This window comes from Extibacter muris, from assembly GCF_004345005.1.
GTDB classification, from domain to species: Bacteria; Bacillota; Clostridia; order Lachnospirales; family Lachnospiraceae; genus Extibacter; species Extibacter muris.
The window spans coordinates 93,748-116,035 of the sequence record NZ_SMMX01000007.1; the positions used below are offsets into that span (position 1 = coordinate 93,748).

Below are 22,288 nucleotides of genomic sequence, written 5' to 3' on the forward strand. Positions count from 1 at the left end.
ATTATTATACAGTTATCAACCGGGGTTTTCAAGCCCTATCGTACAATTGTTTCCAGTATTTCCAGGGATTTAAAGCGTTTTTCCACATAAGCGTCCAAATAAGCACGGACAATCTTGCCGAGCTCATCCAGAACATCCTCTTTTACCGCAAAAGTATATAGCTTTTCAATCGGAGAGCTGATGATATACTGCATCGCATACAAAGTAGACGCAAGCAGCCTGACACCGTCCCCGGCCGTCCTCTGGCATTCGCTGCACACAAGCCCCCCTTTTGACACGCAAAACAGCGCGGGACGTTTTCTGTCCCCGCAGCGGACACATTCAAAAACCTGAGGCGCTTCCCCGTTGACAGCTACTGCCTTCAACTCAAATATGTACCGGATAAGGCGGTTGTCAAGATGCGGATTCGTCAGCGCACGCAACGTCTGGTATAAGAGCTTCAGCAGCAGCGTCTCGTCATTGTATTCCCTGGCATAATAGCCTGCGAAATCCAAAAAATAAAAGCCGTAGTAAGCGCCCTCTACATCCATCCTCAATTCCGAAAAATAATTGGAAACAGAGGCCGACACAAGCGTATATGATGTCCGCCCCTCGTATACCGTGAATTCACCGAAGGTAAACGGGCTGGTAACACCTACAAGCGCGCTATGGGGCCTTCTGGCCCCACGCGCAAATGCAGATATCTTTCCCCGTTCCTTCGTCAGAATTACAACCCGCCTGTCGTATTCACCTATAGGAGATGCATGAAGCACCATGCCTGTCACCGTAATCTGATTCACTGATTCTTCCACCTGTCTGTCCTACATCGTGCGTGCCGTCTGCCGAAGCGGCGTCCGTTTTGCAGCGGTCCATCACCTGTCGGCAGATATCCATTCCTTTATAATATAGATAATCTGTCACTGTTCCTGTTCTGGTAAATCTGTCCCAGTACCTGTCTTCCATGGAATCACCTCATCTTCCGTTTTATAAGATTAGGTTCTCCCATGGCAGTACCTTTTTATTCGTTGTCCCTGTATCCAAAATTTTTCATCAGGAACTCACTGTCACGCCAGTCTTTTTTAACTTTTACCCAGAGCTTAAGGTTTACCTGGCATCCAAGCATTTTTTCTATCTCGAACCTGGCCGTGCTGCCAATCTTTTTCAACATATTTCCTTGCTTACCAATAATTATCCCCTTGTGGGAATCACGTTCGCATATTATAGTGGCATCTATATGCATTACTTTCTTATTCTTTTTCATGCGGTCGATAGCCACCGCAATGCCGTGGGGAATCTCCTCATTCAGGCTGTGTAGCGCCTTCTCGCGGATAAGTTCTGCCACTATCTGCCGTTCCGGCTGGTCGGTAACCGTGTCCTCGTCATAGAACTGTGGTCCATAAGGCAGATACTTCATGACGACCGACATGAGTTCATCCGTGTTATCACCGTTTCTGGCTGACACCGGGACGATTTCCGCAAAATCATAGATATCTTTATACGCAGTTATGGCCTCCGCAATCTCTTCCTTCCTCACCATATCCACCTTATTGATGACGAGTATGACGGGCGTGTTTACCTTACCGAGCCGCTCCGCGATGTGCTTCTCCCCGGCGCCGATGAAAGTGGACGGCTCGACGAGCCACAGCACGACATCCACCTCGTTCAGCGTCTTCTCCGCTACATATACCATATATTCGCCCAGCTTGTTCTTGGCCTTATGGATTCCCGGCGTATCTACGAATACGATCTGCCCTTCATCCATCGTCAGCACGGTCTGTATACGGTTACGTGTCGTCTGCGGCTTATTGGAAGTGATGGCTATCTTCTGTCCGATAAGGTAATTCATAAGCGTTGATTTTCCTACATTCGGGCGGCCAATCAACGTGACGAACCCCGACTTAAAATCCTTTTTCATACGTTCTCCTTCTCAATCTGGTACGTAACCAAACTTAATTTTCTTACGTCCCCTGTTAAAAACTTGTCACAGTCTGGAACAGTTCTTTGTTCTCCTCTATCATCTCTTCGCTGCCGATGACGCAGAGCTGTCCCGCCTTGAGCACTGCCTCCACGACGCGGTATAGGGCCTGGATATCACCCTGCGTCGCATCCAGTATCTGGCTGCGTTCTTCCCGTATCATGTCCGCGCTGACCTTGTTCATATACAGGCTCATGGAACGGTCGCCCTTTGCAGCCGGCGTCATGGGCTGGTCTATGTTGCTCATTGTCCCGATAATATACTTTGTCATATCCCGCTCGCTCACCGTAAAGTTCTTCAGATAATCCACGACCCCTTCATATACGTCCAGCGTCCGTTTCAGGTTCGGATCACGGTACGATACGAAGTAGCCCTCTCCGATGCGGTTAAAATTGCTCATACAGCCATATGCGCCGCCCTTGACACGTATATTCTGCCAAAGATATTCATAGCTTAAGATCACTTTCAATATCTGCAGAGCACCGGTATAAGACGCGCCATTATCGATAAAATTGCCCGTGCGGGCCACATACTGTACTTTAGAAGCAGTCTTGAACCCTTCGTTTTTCTTTTCGCAGTGTATGACGCACGGCGTCTCATCCGGCGTCTCCTTAAATAGCCTTGCCTTCAGGCCTGCCACCAGGCGGTCCATCCCTTCTAGCCCCTCTCTGGACGCGGTGTAGCTGAGCATCATATTGTCCGGCCGGAACAGCTGCTTCACGAGATGCTGCAAATGCTGGACAAGCGCTTCTTTCCGCTCCTCAAAGTGCTCCTCGATGTCCGCAATCTTCTCATAAAAGGCAATGCCGTTCGTCATGTCCTTGAACCTCGCCGACGGAGAGGAATATGACATCGCCCTGAGAGCGGCTGTCAGATGGCCCGCAGACTGGAACCGCATGAGCAGCCGGGATTTCGCCATCGCGAGAATCTCCTTCAGCCGCTTCGTGTCATCCAGCTTCGATGCGGTCAGGATCTCTCCCATCATGTCAAATGCAACCGGCAGCTTTTTGTACAGCGCCTTTGCTTTCATCTCCAGCGTCGCCCTGAACGCTTTGCCGCGCACATCGGTAACGTCGGAATACAGTTCGAGCGTCGTGCCGATGCCGCCAGTATGCATGTTGATCTCATTGAACAGTTCCCCATACGCATAATTATCCGTATCGATTATTCCGAGAGCGGTCTGCAGGATTCCGACATACGGCACCTCCTCTTCGGGGATTCCCGACAGATCAAACAAGATGTCTACGTATCCGATACCGTTCGTCTCTATGTCATGAAATACGGCAGGCACGCCCGCAAATGTCATCTCTTCATTTAATATCGGCTCGATATCACGGGAAATATCTTCCCGCTTCAGGACCGGGATACGGTTCATATCTTCTTCGCTGTCCTCCTCCGACTGGTATGCCGCAAGCCCCCGGGTCCGCTCCACAAGCTCCTTCACTTCTTCCTCGCTTAAGCTGCTTTTATACTCCTGAAGCTTTCTCTCCAGCTCCTGATCCATCCTGGCCGTACGTCCCTTTTCCGGCTCTACGATTACGATGGCCCCGTGCGTGTTTCCAAGCAGATACTTCTGGATCAGCTCTTCATAATATCTGGTTCCTACCTGCCTCTTAAGAAACTCAAATGTCTTCAGCGCCTCAATATGGATAAAGGGCCTCTCATCATCATAGAGCCAGCTGTCCATCATCTGCAGCCCGTACATGAGACCTTTCGGGTAATTGCCGAAATCCGCCTCCCGGTAACGGAACTCGTGGTAATTGATTCCCGCCTCAAGAGCCCTCTTATCCATGCCCTTCTCCACTATGCCGGCAAGTACGTCTTCAATCACGCCGATAAAGGCTTCCTTCTGCTCTACATTGGCATTCTTTGCTATCACAGAAAAAATCGGCTGATAGATGCCGTTGTCGTAGGAACCCATGATATCCTTACCTATCCCCGCATCGGTAAGCTCCTTTTTAAGCGGTGCCCCCGGCGCCGAGAGCAATGCATAGTCCAATATCTGGAAAGCCAGATAGAGCTCCTTGTCAAGGCTCGTTCCTATTACTTTATTATATGACAGGTACGTATTATCCTCTTCCGGCTCATCGCTCGCTATGGAATACGGAATCGTCACTTCCTTCATCTGTTCAAATGGCTGCTGCAACTTGATCTCCGAGTCTACATCCTCTGCTTCAAAATCACTTAGATATTCCTTATCCAGCCACTGGAGCTTCTCTTCCATATCCATATTTCCGTACAGATAGATGTAACTGTTGGACGGATGGTAATACTTACTGTGGAAATCAAGATATTGTTCATACGTAAGGTCGGGTATCGCCTCCGGATCACCGCCCGATTCATATGCATATGAAGTATCCGGGAACAGCGTGTTGAGCACGACTCTGTCCAGCACGCCTTCCGGTGACGAAAATGCCCCCTTCATCTCATTGTACACGACACCGTTATATTCCAGTTTTGCTTCTGCATTGTCCAGCTTATAGCTCCACCCTTCCTGCCGGAATATTTCTTCGTGTTCATATATATTCGGATATAGTACCGCGTCCATATAGACGTGCATCAGGTTCTGGAAATCCTTGTCATTGCAGCTTGCCACCGGGTATACGGTCTTATCCGGATAAGTCATCGCGTTGAGGAAAGTATTCAGGGAACCTTTTACCAGTTCCACAAAGGGGTCTTTGGCCGGAAAGTTCTTAGAACCGCACAGTACGGAATGTTCCATGATATGTGGCACCCCGGTGCTGTCTGACGGCGGCGTGCGGAAACCGATAGAAAATACTTTGTTCTCATCCTCATTCTCCACGAGCAGAAGCCTCGCTCCGCTTTTCTTATGCTTCATCAGATAACCGTACGACTTGATCCCCTCTAGCTTCTCTTCCTGTATCAGATCATATGCATGTAAGTCTTTCACACTCATAACTTCCAATCTTCTCCTTTCATCATTCAGGCTGTCCCTCCGCAGGCGGAGGCATATCATTAGTATAGACCAATATGCAGCCTGCTACACTGTGCATTATACCAGTTTTTCCCTGAACTTGAAATAGCAGCCTTAAAAATAAGGCTGCTATTCCTACAACACGCTGTTTCATTAGCCAAAGAATGATCGTACAGATTCAGAATCAGCGCGGCTGCGGCCGATATGCCAAGGATAGCCGCGATAACGCCCGCAGCAATACGCCTGTTTCTGTAATTTGGCGGAACATGGATATCCTCATCTTCAGCCGCCTTCTCCGCATCCTCTGTATTTATCTCGGCTTCGATGCCGTCCACCAGTTCCCGGGCCCGGACTACATCGGCCTCGTCTACGTACAAGTCTTTCCCGAAGACAGAAAAGCCCGTGTAAATACTCATGTAGCCGCCGCTTTCCTTGTCCCGTATCCAGCACTTTATACCGTTCCCTTCCAGGACGCCTGCTATCATCTGGGCGTGGACTTCATTTTCTACAGATATAAGCCTGGCAGGATACATGACTGTCATGTCTGTGCCATGTCCGGCTTCCGGTCTCTGTCGTGTCTCCCGCATACTTTCCTCCCCGTCGCCGCTATGCCTTATCGATGTTGATTACCCTGATTACAAACAATACAAGGAGCATCAGCACAATACCCACCGGAAGCGCGATCCAGGCAGACTGGACGAACCCTGCCACAATATAGGTGACAAAGGACACTGCTGCCACCGTAACAGCATAAGGAAGCTGCGTCGTCACATGGTTCACATGATTGCACTGCGCCCCGGCCGACGCCATGATGGTCGTGTCGGAGATAGGTGAACAGTGGTCTCCGCATACGGCCCCCGCCATACATGCCGAGATAGAGATGATCATCATATTTTCATTGCTTCCGGCAAATACGGCCACGACGATCGGTATAAGAATCCCAAACGTTCCCCAAGACGTCCCCGTCGCAAATGCCAGGAAACAGCCTACGAGGAAGATGATGGCCGGCAGAAGCGTCACGAACCCTTTGGCGCTCGATTTCATCATCGCTTCCACATATGCGGCGGCACCCAGGCTGTCTGTCATGGCTTTCAGAGACCATGCCAGCGTCAGGATGAGGATTGCCGGAACCATGGCCTTAAATCCGTCCGGAATGCAGGACATGCATTCGCCAAACTTCATAACACGCCTCGCCACATAGAAAATAATCGTGATGGCAAACGCAAAGAAGCTGCCGAGCACAAGGCCTACCGATGCATCACTCTGTGAAAATGCCGTGACAAAGTCCTCGCCCGAGAAGAATCCTCCGGTATAAATCATTCCGATTACACAGCAGACGATAAGAAGCAGTATCGGAAACACAAGATCTATGACCTTGCCCTTGCTGTCTTCCCCTGATTCCGGCTCTGCATTGGCATAAGGCCGGTCCGGAGTCGTATACAAGTCTCCTTTTGCCGCATTCTTTTCATGCAGACGCATCGGACCGTAATCTACTTTCATGAACACAAGCCCCAGCATCATGACGATAGTGAGCAGCGCATAGAAATTATATGGGATAGCCCTTATGAATATAGAGAGTCCATCCTCACCTTCCACAAATCCGGTCACGGCCGCTGCCCATGATGATATCGGTGCTATGATACAGACCGGAGCGGCAGTAGCGTCAATCAGATAAGACAGCTTTGCCCGCGATACGTTGTGCTTGTCCGTTACCGGACGCATCACACTTCCTACGGTCAGGCAGTTAAAATAATCATCGATAAATATGAGCACACCGAGCACGATAGTCGCCAGCTGCGCTCCTACCCTCGATTTGATATATTCCGTAGCCCACCGCCCAAATGCAGCCGACCCACCTGCTTTATTCATAAGGCATACCATGACGCCCAAAATGACGAGAAACGCAAGGATACCCACGTTATAGCTGTCTGACAGCACACCGATTATGCCGTCCTGGAATACATGTGTAATCGTCTTTTCAAACGTAAAGTTGGAGTAGAATATACCGCCCATCAAAATGCCTATAAACAACGAGCTGTATACCTCCTTCGTAATCAGCGCGAGCACGATAGCCACAACAGGCGGTACCAGCGCCCAAAAAGAGGCATACATGTCAGGTACGTACTCCGCCGCATCTTCTGCTGCGAATACAGTCAGAGAACTGCACGCCAGCATTAGCAGAAGAATCAGTGTCCCCCATACAACTTTCCTACTTCTTTTGTTCATCTTTCTTCCTCTCTCTTCCCTTTTTCCCTGGATTCCTGCAATATGGAAAACAGCCGCCAATTCAGAACAGGATTCCCCATACCACAAAAACGCCATGAATAACGCCCTTCGGAGGCGCATCCATGGCATAATATACTCGATACATATTATATGTACTTATCATACACTGATAGCGCTCCACTGATGTGACAGTCCGCAGCATCTTCTGCATGCGTCCCAGAATGTGCACGCGGGATATGCACACCCTTCGGCGGTCTCCCCTTCCACCCAGTACAGTCTCCCGGACTATCGTGCTGGACTACTGATGAAAACCGCGCCTCTATCAAGTTCATTATTCATATAGTACATTTGTATCATTTTTACCGGTATTTGTCAATAAATGATATATTTTTAGCACATTTTCTGCTTATCTGCTATACAGGCAAATGCTTCTCAAAATTTATCTATAATGTCATTACCTTACCCGCTGCAATATACCGTCACGCATCTTACCAGGCCGGAACTGACGAATATCCGCTTAAATACCAGCAATGTAACACAAATAAGAGGAGGATAGGCTGGCCTTTCCTCCTCTTAATATACCTCCGGGCTATGTGCCCGGGGCAATCTGTCTCTTATTCTCCACCGTAAAGTGTTACGAGCTTCTTCAGGTAATCATATCTTTCCTTGGCTTCTGCTTCATTCTTCGCGAACAGCTTTTCAGCCTTCTCAGGATTAGCCCTCTTCAGAGCGCTGTAACGTACCTCTCCATCAAGGAATGCCTGGTAATCGCCGGTAGGCTCCTTGCTGTCCAGAACAAACTTAGCTCCTTCTGCAGCAGGATTGAACCGGAAGTTGTTCCAGTATCCACACTGTACAGCCAGCGCTTCTTCTGTCTGAGCCTTGCTCATGCCCATCTTGATACCATGGTTGATACATGGTGCATATGCGATGATAAGTGATGGTCCCGGATAAGCTTCTGCTTCCGCAATCGCCTTGACCGTCTGGTTGAAGTCAGCACCCATGGCAATCTGTGCCACGTATACGTAACCATAGCTCATCGCGATACCTGCAAGGTCTTTCTTCTTCGTCTCTTTTCCGCCTGCTGCAAACTGTGCTGTCGCACCTGTCTTTGTGGCCTTGGAAGACTGTCCGCCTGTATTGGAGTAAACTTCCGTATCAAATACCATGATGTTGATGTCCTCGCCGCTTGCAAGCACGTGGTCAACACCGCCAAATCCAATATCATAAGCCCATCCGTCACCGCCGAATACCCACTGGGACTTCTTAGCAAGGAAGTCTTTGTTCTTCACGATGTCATTGCATGTCTCACAGCCGCATCCTTCTAATACAGACACAAGCTTATCAGAAGCTTCTCCGTTTGCCGCTCCGCTGTTAAACGTATCCAGGTATTCCTGGCATGCAGCTTTTACTTCTGCGGATGCTTCGTCTGAAGCCAATAAGGATTCTACTTCTTCTTTCAGCCTCTTTCTGATAACCTTCTGAGCAAGCAGCATGCCGTATCCGAACTCGGCATTGTCTTCAAACAAGGAGTTGGACCATGCAGGACCCTGTCCCTTGTCGTTCACCGTATATGGTGTGGACGGTGAGGAGTTGCCCCAGATAGAAGAACATCCTGTAGCATTGGCGATGTACATCCTGTCACCGAACAGCTGTGTTATAAGCTTCGCATACGGCGTCTCTCCACATCCCGCACAAGCGCCTGAGAACTCAAGGAGCGGCTGTTTGAACTGGCTGCCCTTTACCGTCTCTGGTTTGAACTTGGCAACAACTTCTGGCTTAACCGGAATCTCTCTTCCAAAGTCAAATCTTTCCTGGCATGTGTCTACGTTCGCTTCCATGTTCTCCATAACGAGTGCCTTTTCGCCCTTCTTGCCCGGGCATACGTTAGCACAGGAGCCACATCCTGTACAGTCATAGCCGGATACCGTAATCGCAAATTTCATGCCAGGCATGCCGACCATATCGATTGCCTTCGTTCCTTCCGGAGCTTTCGCAAGCTCGTCTTCCGTCAATGCAACCGGACGGATAACTGCGTGCGGACACACGTAAGCACAGCGGTTGCACTGGATACAGTTTTCTTCTTTCCAAATCGGAATATCTACTGCAATACCACGTTTCTCGTATGCAGATGAACCGGATGGCGTAGAACCGTCAACATAATCGTTAAATGCTGATACAGGCAGGGAATTTCCTTCCTGTGAGTTGACTTTGGACTGTATATTCTTAACAAAGTTGACAACATCTTCTCTTCCGCCCTTGACTTCCGGTGTAAACAGCCCTTCATCTTCAGAACTCTTCCAGCTGTCCGGTACCTGGACCTCTACAACCTGCTTAGCGCCTGCATCGATAGCGTCATAGTTCATCTGTACGATCTTGTCACCTTTTCTTCCGTAAGTAGCTTTTGCAGCCTTCTTCATAAGGTCGATAGCTTCTTCCTCCGGAATGATGGAGGCGAGTTTGAAGAATGCAGACTGGAGGACCGTATTGATACGTCCGCCAAGTCCAATCTCTTTACCAATCTTGATGCCGTCAATCGTGTAGAACTTGATATTGTGGTCAGCGATATATGCCTTTACCTGGCCTGGAAGATGCTTCTCAAGACCTTCCATATCCCACGGGCAGTTCAGCAGGAAGGTTCCGCCGTCCACAAGTTCCTGTACCATGTTGTATTTATCAACATAAGAAGGATTGTGGCAGGCTACAAAGTTTGCCTGACGAATCAGATACGTAGACTTGATAGCCTTCTTGCCAAAACGCAGATGTGACATCGTAACACCGCCGGACTTCTTGGAGTCATAGTCAAAGTAAGCCTGTGCAAACATGTCCGTATTGTCACCGATAATCTTGATAGAGTTCTTATTAGCACCAACAGTACCGTCAGCGCCAAGTCCCCAGAACTTACAGTTGATCGTTCCTTCCGGAGTCGTAACAAGAGGAGCTCCTGTTTCCAGAGAGAGTCCTGTCACATCGTCTACGATACCGATTGTAAACTTAGCCTTCTCCGTATTGTTGAACACTGCGACAATCTGAGCCGGCGTCGTGTCTTTTGATCCCAGTCCGTAACGTCCTGACAGCACAGGAACCGCATCGAATTTCGTTCCCTTTAATGCAGCCACTACATCCAGGTATAACGGTTCGCCGAACGCACCTGGCTCCTTCGTCCTGTCAAGAACGGAGATGGTCTTAACCGTATCCGGTATTGCATCTATCAATGCCTGTGCACAGAATGGTCTGTAGAGACGTACTTTGACAACGCCGACCTTTTCGCCTGCCGCAAGCAGATAATCTACCGTCTCTTCAATCGTCTCACATGCAGAGCCCATAGCGATGATAACTTTCTCTGCATCTGCCGCACCATAATAGTTGAAGAGCTTATAGTCCGTTCCGATCTTCTCGTTAACTTTGTCCATGTATTCCTGTACGATAGCCGGCATAGCATCGTAGTACGGGTTACATGCCTCTCTTGCCTGGAAGAAGATATCCGGATTCTGGGCCGAACCTCTCTGGCAAGGATGGTTTGGATTCAAAGCATGGTTTCTGAATTCATCGATTGCATCCATATCAACCAGTTCTTTGAGGTCTTCGTAATCCCATGTCTCGATCTTCTGAATCTCATGAGACGTACGGAATCCATCAAAGAAGTTGATAAACGGAATCTTCCCTTTCAGTGCCGCACAGTGGGCAACCGGTGTCAGGTCCATTACTTCCTGCACGCTGGACTCGCACAGCATAGCCGCACCCGTCTGGCGACAGGCATAGACATCTGAATGGTCTCCGAAAATGGATAATGCATGGCTTGCAATCGCACGGGCGGATACGTTGAATACGCCAGGAAGCTGCTCACCCGCTACTTTATATAAGTTAGGAATCATCAACAATAATCCCTGAGATGCCGTAAATGTCGTCGTCATGGCTCCCGCTGCCAGTGAACCGTGTACTGCTCCGGCTGCGCCCGCCTCTGACTGCATCTCTGTTACTTGGACAGTTTGTCCAAATATGTTCTTCCTGCCCTCTGTAGCCCACTCATCCACGTGTTCCGGCATAACAGATGATGGTGTAATCGGGTAGATAGCCGCTACTTCAGTATACGCATATGACGCATGCGCCGCGGCCTGGTTACCGTCCATGGTCTTCATTTTTCTTGCCATTTTTGTTGTTCCTCCTTAAAATATATTACATATTATTATAACTTGACGTATACATTCATTATATCCTTAGTACATTTAAAAGTCTAGTGATTATTGGCTTTATTTTGTTCCTTTTTCCGTACACCGGAGCGCTGCACGAAGCCCTTGGGAATGGATAAATTCTTGACAATTACATGTTGCTAGGCTATACTGAAAAAGAGGATTGGATTGGGTAAGGATGCTCTCACAGCAGTTGTGAGCGCATCCTTTTTTAATTCAACACTTCTCAAATAAAATAGAGATTGGAGTGTTGTTATGAGTAGTAATGAGGCTGGTACTGGCAACAGTACGAACGACCAGGCGCAATGGGGTTCGCGCTTTGGTTATATAATGGTCGCGGCAGGGGCCGCAATCGGGCTCGGTAATATCTGGCGGTTCCCATACCTTGCCTACGGAGGGGGCGGCGGTGTATTCATCGTAGTCTATATTCTTATGGCTCTGATTATGGGCTATCCTCTCATCAAGGCGGAAAGCGCCATAGGACGTTACGCGAGGGCCAATGTGGCGGCGTCTTTCGGCGCTGTAAAGAAAAAGTACAGGTTCATCGGCTGGATTGCCATGCTCTGTACGGCTTTGATTGACATGTATTATGTTATCGTAGGCGGCTGGGTGTTGAAATATGCGGTCGCTTATATCACCGGTGCAGACTTCGGTACCGACACACAGGTTTATTTTGACGGCTTTACGTCAAAAGCGGCAGAACCCTTGATTTATACGGCAATCGTAATGATAGTCGTAGCTATTCTGCTGTTCTTCGGTATTACGAATCTGGTGGAGAAGATTACCAAGTTCATGATGCCAGCATTGTTTATCCTTTTAGTCATATGTGGCATCTGGGCCGTCTTTTCTACCCCTAATGCCGCTGAAGGCCTGAAGTATTACATCGTTCCGGACTTCAGCAAGATGAGCGTCAAAGTATTCGCGGACGCTGCAACGCAGGTACTGTTCTCTATCGGAATCGGCTGGGGTATCTTTGTCACCCTCGGCGCCAGTCTTCCAAAGTCAAATAACATCAAAAAGGATTCCATATGGATAGCTGTCTGCGACACTGTCGTAGCGCTGACTTCGGGCTTTGTAATTATTCCTTCTGCTTTTGGAGCAGGCGTAGACGTTTCAAGCGGGCCTTCCTTAATCTTCGTGGTAATGACCCAGATATTCTCAAAACTTCCCGGCGGACGGTTCATCGGCATCTTCTTCTTTATCGCCCTGCTTTTTGCCGCGCTTTCCACGCTGTTCACCATCATTGAGATTCCGAACAAATGGCTGGAAGAGACCGCACACATATCGCACCGGAAATCTACGACCATTACTTCACTTGTCATCTTCGCCGGCGGTGTCATCGTGTCGCTTGGCTTTGGCGTGTTAAGCGGAGTACAGCTCCCGTTTATCGATATAAATGGGATATCCTATTATAATATTTACAACTGGCTTGATACGTTCACTGCATATATCCTGCTTCCGCTCGGCTGTCTCCTCACCTGCTTCTATGTCGCTAAGGTGTGGGGCTTCAAAGAATTTGAAAAAGAGCTTACCGTCAACGGAAGAGACGGCGGCTTCTCACAATTCCAGAAGCTGTTGTACGCAGTCATCGTACCAGTGCTGATGCTTGTCGTAATCCTGAACTGCTTTGGATTTATCAAGTAAGAATTTGTTTTGGAACAATATGGCAGAAGTGTATGGCGGCGGGGATTATGTTACACATCCCTGCCGCCATTTTTATGAATCTGTGCTGTAGTAGATGACTTGAATATCCTCACATAATTCTATTAAAATGTTTTCCTGATATGCTGCATATTTCTGCTGGTAAAGGCTTCTTGCTGTATTCTGCAATTCCGGATTTTTTAGATTATTCAGCATTTTCATGCTCCTACTGTCTATCTCTTCATTCGATATTGCTTTCTTATAATCCTCACCGGACATTCTCCATATGTGTACCTTTTCCGGGTATTTTTGCCACAGTCGGTCAGCGATTCCCATTCCTTCCGGATCCATATCCCCGCTATAATAAATTTCCGTATTGTTTTCAACCAACAATTTTATGATTTCCAATGCAGCAATTCTGGGCTGTCCCGAAGTACACATCAAGGCGGCTTGTCCTTCACATATCTTGTCCGCAAGATACGTGAAGACCATTTCATTTTCCACAATATAGATTCGTTTTTCTTCTGTCCATGCCGCCGTTGCACCTCTTAAGTTTAAGGCCGTCAGAATCACCGGTTCTCTCATCCTGCAAAATTCTTCCACCGCTTGATGAGCCTTTACGCCATTTTGAAGGTGTATCCCCAGTGTTGTCACCATGCTGGATATGTCATCTGGCAAGATATGTACACTCAACAAGCGTTCCTTCCATTCAGAGGAAAACTGTGGATAGTCTTTATCCTGAATCAGGCAAAGTCCCTGCATAAACAGACGCCCTGAGGAATACCCTCTGTCCAGATAATGTGGATTGCCTGATATCTGTGCTGCAAATACGGCAAGGGGTACATCCTCCGTGTTTTTCAAGGCTTCCATAAGCGCGTCGCCTATGGTACATACGATTTTCCGTGCCTGTGTTTCATCCATCTGCCATTCCCGGATCACCTGAGCATACCCTCTGCTCTGCATCTTTTCCATGGCAGATATCCAGTCTAATATATACTCCTTTTCTGATTCATCCCTATTCTCAAAATATACCCTGCAGCTTTCGAAAAAGTTCCGCTTTTTCTCTTCTTTCTCCTGTTTTCTATCCATATTGGAATGAATCTCACATCCAAAATATGCTTCCAAAAGCTCTCGCAGGGAAATCGGTGCAAATCTTGTCTTCTGCAGCATTTCTTCAAAATCCTTCAAGGCCAGCGCCACTTCAGATTCCTGGTAAACGCTTCCCATCATCCTTCCTATCGCCTGCCGCTCCTGTGGTGTGCTATCCTTTAAGACTATCTTTCCCCCTGTCTTTCCCAAAGCTTCCCATTTTTTCCGAAGCAGTTCAAAGCAGCGTTTCCATTCACGTTTGCTTAGAAAATACTTTGCACATTCTTCGCCGTTATTCATTTAAAATCCTTTCGTGTCCATTCCATGTGTACTGAATCACAGTGATGATCTGAGAGTTCAGCGGCCGCAAAAGCTCAGCAATTTTCAGACCTGTTACACATTCATAGCATCCCCATAGTGATTGAGAATTCATAATATAATCAAAACCAAGACTGCCGACCAGCTGGAACATACTGCTGATATTCTTATCATCTACGCCGGCAAACGCCTCATCCAATGCGATCATCCTCGGGTGATCTGCCAGCGAAGCTTTCTTGTACTGTGCGTTCACAGCCGCAAACAGTGGGACGTACATAGCCATTGCCTTTTCCCCGCCGCTGAAACGATTAAAAGCAGCATTCGTAAGCAGCTTCTTGTCTGCCTGATTTCGTTTATATGACATCTGAAATTCAAACCATTTCCGGTAATCCAGGGCGTCCCGCACCAGCTCCATATAGTTCAAAGCTCCGCCGGCTTCCAAAAGCTTCACCTTTTCCGTTCTGATCTTGCTCCTAAAATGCATGGCCACACGTTCGATGTCCTCCTCGTTAAGAAGCTCTCTGTCACGCAGCAATATATGCTCCAGATCTTTTGTATCGATCTCCCCCTCATTTTCCGCCGTTTTGGGTTTCCAGCTCAGGGAGAAGGTCAGTCCCATGGAGGTATCGATTCCGCTCATCAACTCTGACATATCCTTTACCCATCTGCGGCTCTCTGCAATACGGTCTGTCAGCTGCTGACTGATTGTCTGTGACAAAATGTCTTCAAAAAGCTCCCTGTCCTTTTTTTGTATCAGAAGCTCTGTTTCATCGATTGTATTTCGAATCGTCTGATAAAACTCCTCCAGATAAAGCTTCTTCCCATTCCAGGTAGAGACAATCCTCACCCGCTTTCTCAGCGCCTGGATATCATCCTCGTCATTATCAAAACAATCCGTAAGCGTCGTCCCGTACTGCGAGAGATTGCTGTTATGCTGCTGATAAACCCGGTAGAGGGTATTCAAAATATCCTGCGGCTCTCTTCCACGGTCACCCTCCCGCAAAAGGGAGACCGCCTGCTTTGCGCATTCCGGAAGGGTCTTCGCTTCTCTGTCTATAACCAGGTGCAGCTCTAATTCTTCTTCAAAATACTTGCGCAAAAATGTTTCGCCTCTGATTTCCTCCTGTAGTTTTTGCCTGCTTCTGCCTTCCGTTTCACTTATCATGTTCAGCCGTTCACCAAGCTTTATTAATCTCGTTTTCACAGCCTCCAATGTTTCATTAATCTGTTTGACTTCCTGCTTTAATACCTCTATACGTTTTGCCTTTTCCTGATTCTCCGGCCGATTCAAATACTCTTCATATTTTTGCACTTCAATAAAAGCAGCATCTCTCTTTCTCCCCCACGTTCTCTTCTCCTGAAATGCCTCATCCCTCCGGCCTTCCTCCTTGTCCATCTCATCCGCCTGCCGGATAATCTCCTGCCGCAAGGTTTCCTGTCTTCTCACGCATTCCAGTATTTCCTGCCAGGCAAACTGATACTCTTCCGCTGCATTCTCCGCTTCCTGATAATCCGAAAGATTTCTCCCGTATGGAAGATTCTTACAGTTCTTTAACACCAGTTGATAGAGCTGAATGCACAGACTCTCTGCTTCCGCTTTCTTCTCTCTCTGCTCATCTAACTGCTTTTCTAAATACTTCAATTCCATCTCACAGCTTTTAACAATGTCCAACTGTCTGTTTATTTCTGTAAATCCCGGCAAGGCCTGATACTCTTTCGCCAGTGTTTTTAAACGCTCATCTATCTGTTCTTTCTCTTCCTGGAGCTGCTGTATGCCTTGCCGTATAAGCTCAATTTCCTCCTCTAAAGCCCTCATGAGTTCCTCTTTTTTTCGTTTTCTTGCCAGAGTTCCCACAAATGACGCTTTGTCTGTCGCTCCTGCTTTTCCGCAGAGGACCCCCTGTCTGAATTCCCTCTGTAGGCCGATATAGATTTCCACATCCGTTCCCGGCCGTTCTTTTATATTGCTGAGAATCCTGGCAGTAGCCTCCTGCAGCTCAATCGGCAGTTCTTCATTTATTTTTAATTTTGTAAAAGAAGCCGTCCCCGATTCTTCCACAGATAATATTGTATCTGCAAACTGCGGAAACTGACTTTTCATTTTTACAGCCATCTGAGTGGGAACTACAAGGGCATCCAAAATTCCCATCATCTGAAGCTGCGACTCCAATATTCCACACTCTTCCTCTGTTAAGCCATCGGCAAATTCAACCGCTTTATAAAAAGGAACTGCAGGAATCCCGGCTTCTTCCATCGCTTTTCTGGATTCCTGTACCATTTCATTTCGCTTTGGCTCTATTTCCTTCTGGTTTCGAAGCTCCTCTTGCCTGTTGAGAGCCCCCGCCAAACGTTTTTTCTCCTCTTCATATGTGTGCGCCTTTTCCGTCAGCATATGCTGCAGCCTGTCTCGATTTTTTTCATAATCGTTGCGCAGAATCACCCTGATTTCTTCCGCATCCCCTGCCAGCTCATACGCCTGCACCTTTTGTTCTATTTCTTGCAGCAGTGCTTTTTCAGGTATCCACTCCTCGTTTTCCTTGGACATCTGATAAAAGCTCTCAATCAGGGTGTCCTGACACTCTTGTACCTGCTCTTGTGCCTTGTCGTACTCCTGCTCCTTCAAAAGCTTTTCTCGGTTGCTCTTTTCATATTGCTCCAAAAGGATATCATATTCTTTTTTTCCTGTATTGTATTTTTCAATGCTGCTTTTCCCCGTCTGAATCTGCTTGAGGTATTCTTTTATTTTTTCAGCAATCTCTTTTATTTCACTGCTTTTCTCTAATTGTGAACATTCTATTGCCTCTCTATGCCCTTCCCACTGCAGTTGTTCCTGTATTTCACATAGTTCATCCTTCTTTTTCAGAAAAGCATCTTTTGAAAGCTCTAATTCCCCTTCCAGCACCTTGATTTTTTGGTCGCCTGCAATAAGATTTGCCTGATGCTCCTCAATCTTACTCTCCCATTTTTTTCTATTATCCTCCGCCTCCTCCATCATATTCCTGGCGTTTTCCAGCTTCATTTCCGCTTCTTCCATATCCGTGTCCATCAGACTGGTTAATTCAGACTGAATCAAAGTACTTTGGTCTTCCAATTTTTCCCGTTCCTGCTGCTTGGCAGACTGCTCATTCAAGAATTCCTTTTTCTCCTGCTCTTGCTGCTGAAATTGGCTCTGTAACTTTTCAACCGCCGCTTTTTTGTCAAGATAAGCCTGTCCTTTTTGAGCAAGCATATACTGATTGTAGCGCATATATTCATTTCGGATAATCTTTACCTCTGAGAACGCTCGCTGCAGCTGCTCCAAGTTCTCCTGAATACCATCCATCTTCTCCATGGCATCCACCATTGCACGCAAATCTTCATCTGTCAGTGTCTGAAGAGACTCATTCAAGATTTCGTATACCTTCGTGGGTTTGAATTCCTTGGACAATTTGGGCGCCCGAACCTTTACAAGGAGTTTGATAAACTGTTCATATTGCTCCGGTCTTAGGAAGCCAAACAGGTATTTATTCACCATCGCTTTATACTCGCCTGAGACATCCGTAAATGGCACACCCTCCCCAAGAGTCTTTCGCATCGTCTGCTTATCGTGGGGAATTTTAGTGCTTCCAACCGCTTTATAAAGATCTATGTCTATACCCACTCTTCTGCCGTCCAGGATGACAAATCCCCAAAAATCCATTGGCTTTCCGCGGCGTGCTCTTTGTCCAATGGCAAGCGTCCGATATTCACCGGTCTGCTCCTTTTTAAATTCCAGAAAAAGATATCCCGTTGCTTCTTCTTTCCCCTCCTCGCCCAGAAAATAGTATTCCATCCTCCGATCGCTGGAGCCAAAGGGATCCAGTCTGCTGGGTGTTCTGTCCCCATCTAAAATAAAAGGAATAAAGCTCTGGGTCGTAATAGATTTTCCCGAACCATTCTGCCCCCTGAGCAAAAGCTTCCCATCTACGAATTCAAAGACCTCCTCGTCATACAGCCAGAAATTAACAAATCCAATTCGATTCATCTGCCAATAATTATTCATTTTCACCTCCAGTAAAATCTGCCGGATAAAATCCCATTGTTTTTCCCACCGCCGGCAGGATACAAATCTGTTCTTCTTCTTTTCGGATCATCATCCATGCCTGCATATACATGGTCACATTTCTTATCAGCCTGTCTCTGTTCATTTCCCGATATTCCTTGCTCCATGCTCCCTTAAAGCTTTCATGGCATTGCCAAATCAACTGCTCAAATTCCGCCGTCCCTATGTAAATCCATTCATTATCCGCTCTATTTATTTTGTGGTTATCAACCATATCCCGTATCTTTCCACAGATTAAAAGAACAATTTCCGGCAGCATCGCATCCCTCGGATGAACATTGCCATAGCAATCATCCTCCTCCAGCATCCAACAGGCCATGTTTTTATGCAGATCCAGTCTCCCTCCCAGATTTTCCGTCATATATTTTGCAACCCATTGGCGCTGATTCTTCAAGTAAAGGGAATCCGCATCTTCATTATTTTTCCAATACAACACGGGCGCTGCCACAAGTTGTCTGTAAACACGATTAATCCGAATATGCCCCCGATCGCTTTCCAGTTCCTCCAACTCAACCTTCTCAAAATCTTCCCATGAAGTATAGGAAGAAATGTCCACCGAGAAGCTGGTTGCAAAATATTTGGAATATCCTGTATTCTCATAAAGCACTTCCTGGCCGATCTCCTGCCCAAACCCCTCACTGCTGCCCTCATAAACACGCAGCATCTGAAGATTTTCCATATACAACAGAACACGCACCAGGGATTTGCGCTGTGAAAAAGATGTCCAGTCAATTTCCATGTAGCTTTTTAGCTGAGTTTCTACAAAGTCAATCAATTCAGACAAGAGAAACTGTTCTTGTTCCTCTTTGTCCTCCAGATAGATCAGCACTGCACATAAGATACAATAGTCACGAATATCAGAAAACTCCTGAATCCCCATAAAGCTTTCCGCATATGCCGGTATCTTTTCCAATTTTAACAGATGTTCTGTGTGAATCAGTTTCCATCCCAGCTGTTCCCTGATAAAACGCTGGAAAACGGGAATATCTCGTTTTACTTTGTAGTACAGTTCCTTTTCATTGTCCTTGCATATCCAATATTTTTCTAAAAGTGTTCTTATCTCATTCATCTCTAAACTCCAATATAAAAGCTGGCATCGTCAGATTACCGTCCGAACATCTCAAAATACAGCTTCCCTCTTCTTTCTTCAGCTGGAATTCCTGTCCATATTCTGTTCTGCCTCTTTTTTCCGAATTGAGAGAGGCCTGTGCAATCCAACGCAAAAAGATGTTTTTTGCTGTCTCCGGAACCACCTCGTCAATCTTGGAAAAATCTAATTTGTTTTCTTTAATATAATGCAGGGCCAGTTCTTTTTCTTTCTGCCGTTTTTGTAAATATTCCACTTTCTGCAAATATTTCTCAAAGGAGCGATCTGTGAAGCCTTTTTTGTCTTTCTTTTCCCGGTATGTTTTCACGTGAGGCTTTAAAAGATATTCCTGTGCCGGTTCTTCATACAGGCTCCCATTAATGCTGTCTGTTTCACGAGGTTCATTTGCCTTAAAATGACAGACATTCTGTATGCCAAAAACGTGTGCGCAAAGCCGGTGCGCCTCTTCCATATCCTTACACTGTAAAAACAACTCCAGAAACTTTTTGTAATCGTCCTTCCTGCTGACTCCCCAATTTTGCACCTGCACAATCAGCGCTGCATTTTGAATGATACTGCGGATAATATCATTTGTGATTTTTAGAACCTTCTGACTCTCACACTCATGCTCCGGTGTGTCAATGAACCAATTCTTCAGCGAGTTCCATTTGCCAAGTACATTTGCACGCACATTGGGGTTTAGCTTTCCATCCATCTCCAGCATGGCGTGGGGAATATCCAATTCACTTTTTACGACTTTTTCCAATAATTGTTCTTCCATGAGTTTTTGACGCTGCTTTAACACAGAAGCAATCTTTATGGATTTATGCTGAAGCTCCTGTACAAAATCATTCAAGTATTGAATGAACTTGTCCTTATGAACAATAAACTCGATGGATTTCATCAGCCGATCAGCTTTTCCGGAATAAAAATCCCTCAGATAATCCTGATAGTTCTGGTTTAACCGCTTGAAATCCTCCTGAATCAGATTCCACCACTCATTAATTTCCTTTAATGATCGTTGATTCATAGACTCGGCATCACTTAAGCTTTTCTCCAAACGAGCAAAAAAATTCGTTGACAAATTCCCGGACTCTAAAAATAAATTTTCCAGTCTGACCGTCATTCGTTCTATCTCTACTGCATACTCTGACATCGTATACCGGTATTGTTTGTTCTTGTAATCTGCAATGGTATATACCCTCCCCGGATCCTGGAGAGGGGTTAGGTTTTTCCATTTGACCAAGGCCTCCAAATCCAGCTTCAGCTGATCCATTGTATATGAAACAAATTCTGGTTCAGCCTTCAATAATTCAAGTACGTCCTCCTTGTAGAGCTGAAAATGCATCTTCTCATATTCCAAATAGAAAATTCTCATTATTTTACGGTATTGCGGTGAATTCATCGTCGATAAATACGATGTTTCTTCAATCGTTCCTAAAACCTGCATTTCTTTTCTCCCCGTGAACCAGCCACTGTCCGTTTTTCTTCGATCCGGTTCTCTCAATCATTCCCTGTTCTTTCAATTTACGGATTCTTTTCGTAATTGTAGTGGTTCCAATCCCAATCTTTTTACTGAGTTCGCTGGTTTTAACACTGCTGTCTTCCTCCATCAAATTGAGTATCATCTGATCCCACTCGTCAAGAATCTGTCCCTTTACTTTTGGAAAACCTGTTTCTCCCGCCCTGTGCTTGTTCAGTGGTATCGTTACAGTAATAAAATTCTCCGTAATATCAAATACTTCTTTTCCGTATTTAGATATAATCAGTGGAACACCATGCCCGGTCTGTTCTATATAATCCAATTGGACCATGATTTGCTGAAGTTCCAGATTTACCGGTTTACTCTTTCCCTCGTAGAATTCATCCAACGTAAGACCATCCGGCAGTCCCCCAATGGATATGATTTCTATACGGTCATCAAACACATATACTGCAGGCGGCGTTTGTTTTGACCAACGATTATGCAGGCAGGCGTTCAGCCATGCTTCTCTGAAACATGGAAGATCAAACAGTTTACTTTCTTTCCGAAGATTACCGCCAACGTCCACCATTGTATCATTCAATGCCTCCATATAATCCAGCACCTGTTTCACAGCTACCAGCATGCACTTATAACCATATTCATTTCTTTTAATCAAATCTATTTTATCCGTTCCACGAAATACCGCAACTTTAATGGAGTAACTATTTGCGTCCGCCAGAATATTCGCCATTAAATTATATGTTCCACTGCGGGTTAAAAGATTTAAATTCTGCGCGAATGTATTCTCCCGAAGTGTCAAATTGTTCCCGGCATATAATGTTTTTAACTGGTCAAAAGTAAGGTTTTGATTATTGGCCTCAATATTTACGATTGAATCTGATACACTAAGCATCAAATTGCGCAATTGCTTGGGCGATATTTCCCTGTCTTCATCCGCTGACCTCATATAATATTTCCCATATGCCGAGTACGGCTTTTCATCTCCCGTGACCGTAACTTTTATTACATTTTTATCATCGCACAATTCCATAATAATCGTCGGAATAATCTGTGGTTTAATTGCATTGGCAATTCCCTGTGATATTTCATGCATTGTGCGGTCTCCAATTTGCTGCCCGACCACTTCACCATCATTCCTTACTCCAAAATATAATATCCCTTTTCCATTTTTATTCAGCATAGAAGCCAAAGAAATCATACCTTCTTTTAATTCACCTGTTGTTTTTTTGAATTCAACCATTTCTGTTTCCGTACCGATGTTCATACTTGTGTACCTCCTGT

Annotated in this window: 13 protein-coding genes and 1 riboswitch; of the genes, 1 reads left to right on the plus strand and 12 read right to left on the minus strand. The window is 46.3% G+C overall.

The annotated features are described in order from the left end of the window. Positions 1-35: 35 nt before the first annotated feature. From recO to nifJ, 7 genes are all read right to left on the minus strand, one after another. Positions 36-779 carry a DNA repair protein RecO gene (recO, locus tag E1963_RS10165; RefSeq protein ID WP_132277673.1) on the minus strand — a complete coding sequence of 248 codons (744 nt, stop codon included), beginning with the start codon at positions 777-779 and terminating at the stop codon, positions 36-38. Then, positions 727-942 (minus strand): hypothetical protein, encoded by a 216-nt coding sequence (locus E1963_RS10170; RefSeq protein ID WP_132277675.1) that lies wholly within the window; start codon positions 940-942, stop codon positions 727-729. Before E1963_RS10170 ends, recO begins: the two co-directional genes overlap by 53 nt. Before the next feature lie 55 nt (positions 943-997). Then, positions 998-1,894 (minus strand): GTPase Era, encoded by an 897-nt coding sequence (gene era, locus E1963_RS10175; RefSeq protein WP_132277677.1) that lies wholly within the window; start codon positions 1,892-1,894, stop codon positions 998-1,000. Between the two features lie 55 nt (positions 1,895-1,949). Continuing rightward, the gene (locus E1963_RS10180; RefSeq protein WP_132277679.1) at positions 1,950-4,871 is read right to left on the minus strand and encodes an insulinase family protein; all 2,922 of its coding nucleotides are present in this window, start codon (positions 4,869-4,871) and stop codon (positions 1,950-1,952) included. A gap of 59 nt (positions 4,872-4,930) precedes the next feature. Then, a complete protein-coding gene (locus E1963_RS10185) occupies positions 4,931-5,476 on the minus strand; it encodes a putative signal transducing protein (protein WP_132277681.1) in 546 nt (181 codons plus the stop codon). Positions 5,477-5,495: 19 nt separating this feature from the next. Next, on the minus strand, positions 5,496-7,115 hold the full coding sequence (locus E1963_RS10190) for a Na+/H+ antiporter NhaC family protein (RefSeq protein WP_132277683.1): 1,620 nt from the start codon (positions 7,113-7,115) through the stop codon (positions 5,496-5,498). A gap of 162 nt (positions 7,116-7,277) precedes the next feature. Next, positions 7,278-7,445, minus strand: a riboswitch (Lysine riboswitch). Positions 7,446-7,729: 284 nt separating this feature from the next. Further along, entirely contained in the window at positions 7,730-11,266 is a 3,537-nt protein-coding gene (gene nifJ, locus E1963_RS10195) for a pyruvate:ferredoxin (flavodoxin) oxidoreductase (protein WP_132277685.1), read from the minus strand. Positions 11,267-11,560: 294 nt separating this feature from the next. On the opposite strand from nifJ, the gene E1963_RS10200 reads away from it, so the two are divergent. Next, complete coding sequence (locus E1963_RS10200; RefSeq protein WP_132277687.1) at positions 11,561-12,949, plus strand: sodium-dependent transporter; 1,389 nt, start codon at positions 11,561-11,563, stop codon at positions 12,947-12,949. 72 nt (positions 12,950-13,021) lie between these two features. Here the strand turns inward: E1963_RS10200 and E1963_RS10205 are convergent, their stop codons facing one another. Genes E1963_RS10205 through E1963_RS10225 form a run of 5 tightly spaced genes read right to left on the minus strand, consistent with a single transcriptional unit; the run spans position 13,022 to position 22,271 of the window. Then, positions 13,022-14,335, minus strand: coding sequence for a TIGR02679 family protein (locus E1963_RS10205; RefSeq protein WP_132277689.1), 1,314 nt, complete (start codon positions 14,333-14,335; stop codon positions 13,022-13,024). Beyond that, positions 14,328-18,374, minus strand: coding sequence for a TIGR02680 family protein (locus tag E1963_RS10210; protein ID WP_132277691.1), 4,047 nt, complete (start codon positions 18,372-18,374; stop codon positions 14,328-14,330). The genes E1963_RS10205 and E1963_RS10210 overlap by 8 nt, the downstream gene beginning before the upstream one ends. Next, positions 18,367-19,503: a TIGR02678 family protein gene (locus E1963_RS10215; protein ID WP_132277693.1), complete on the minus strand. Its 1,137-nt coding sequence runs from the start codon at positions 19,501-19,503 to the stop codon at positions 18,367-18,369. Before E1963_RS10215 ends, E1963_RS10210 begins: the two co-directional genes overlap by 8 nt. After that, complete coding sequence (locus tag E1963_RS10220) at positions 19,496-20,971, minus strand: TIGR02677 family protein (RefSeq protein WP_132277695.1); 1,476 nt, start codon at positions 20,969-20,971, stop codon at positions 19,496-19,498. Before E1963_RS10220 ends, E1963_RS10215 begins: the two co-directional genes overlap by 8 nt. Beyond that, positions 20,949-22,271: an RNA-binding domain-containing protein gene (locus E1963_RS10225; protein WP_132277697.1), complete on the minus strand. Its 1,323-nt coding sequence runs from the start codon at positions 22,269-22,271 to the stop codon at positions 20,949-20,951. Before E1963_RS10225 ends, E1963_RS10220 begins: the two co-directional genes overlap by 23 nt. Between the last annotated feature and the right edge of the window lie 17 nt (positions 22,272-22,288).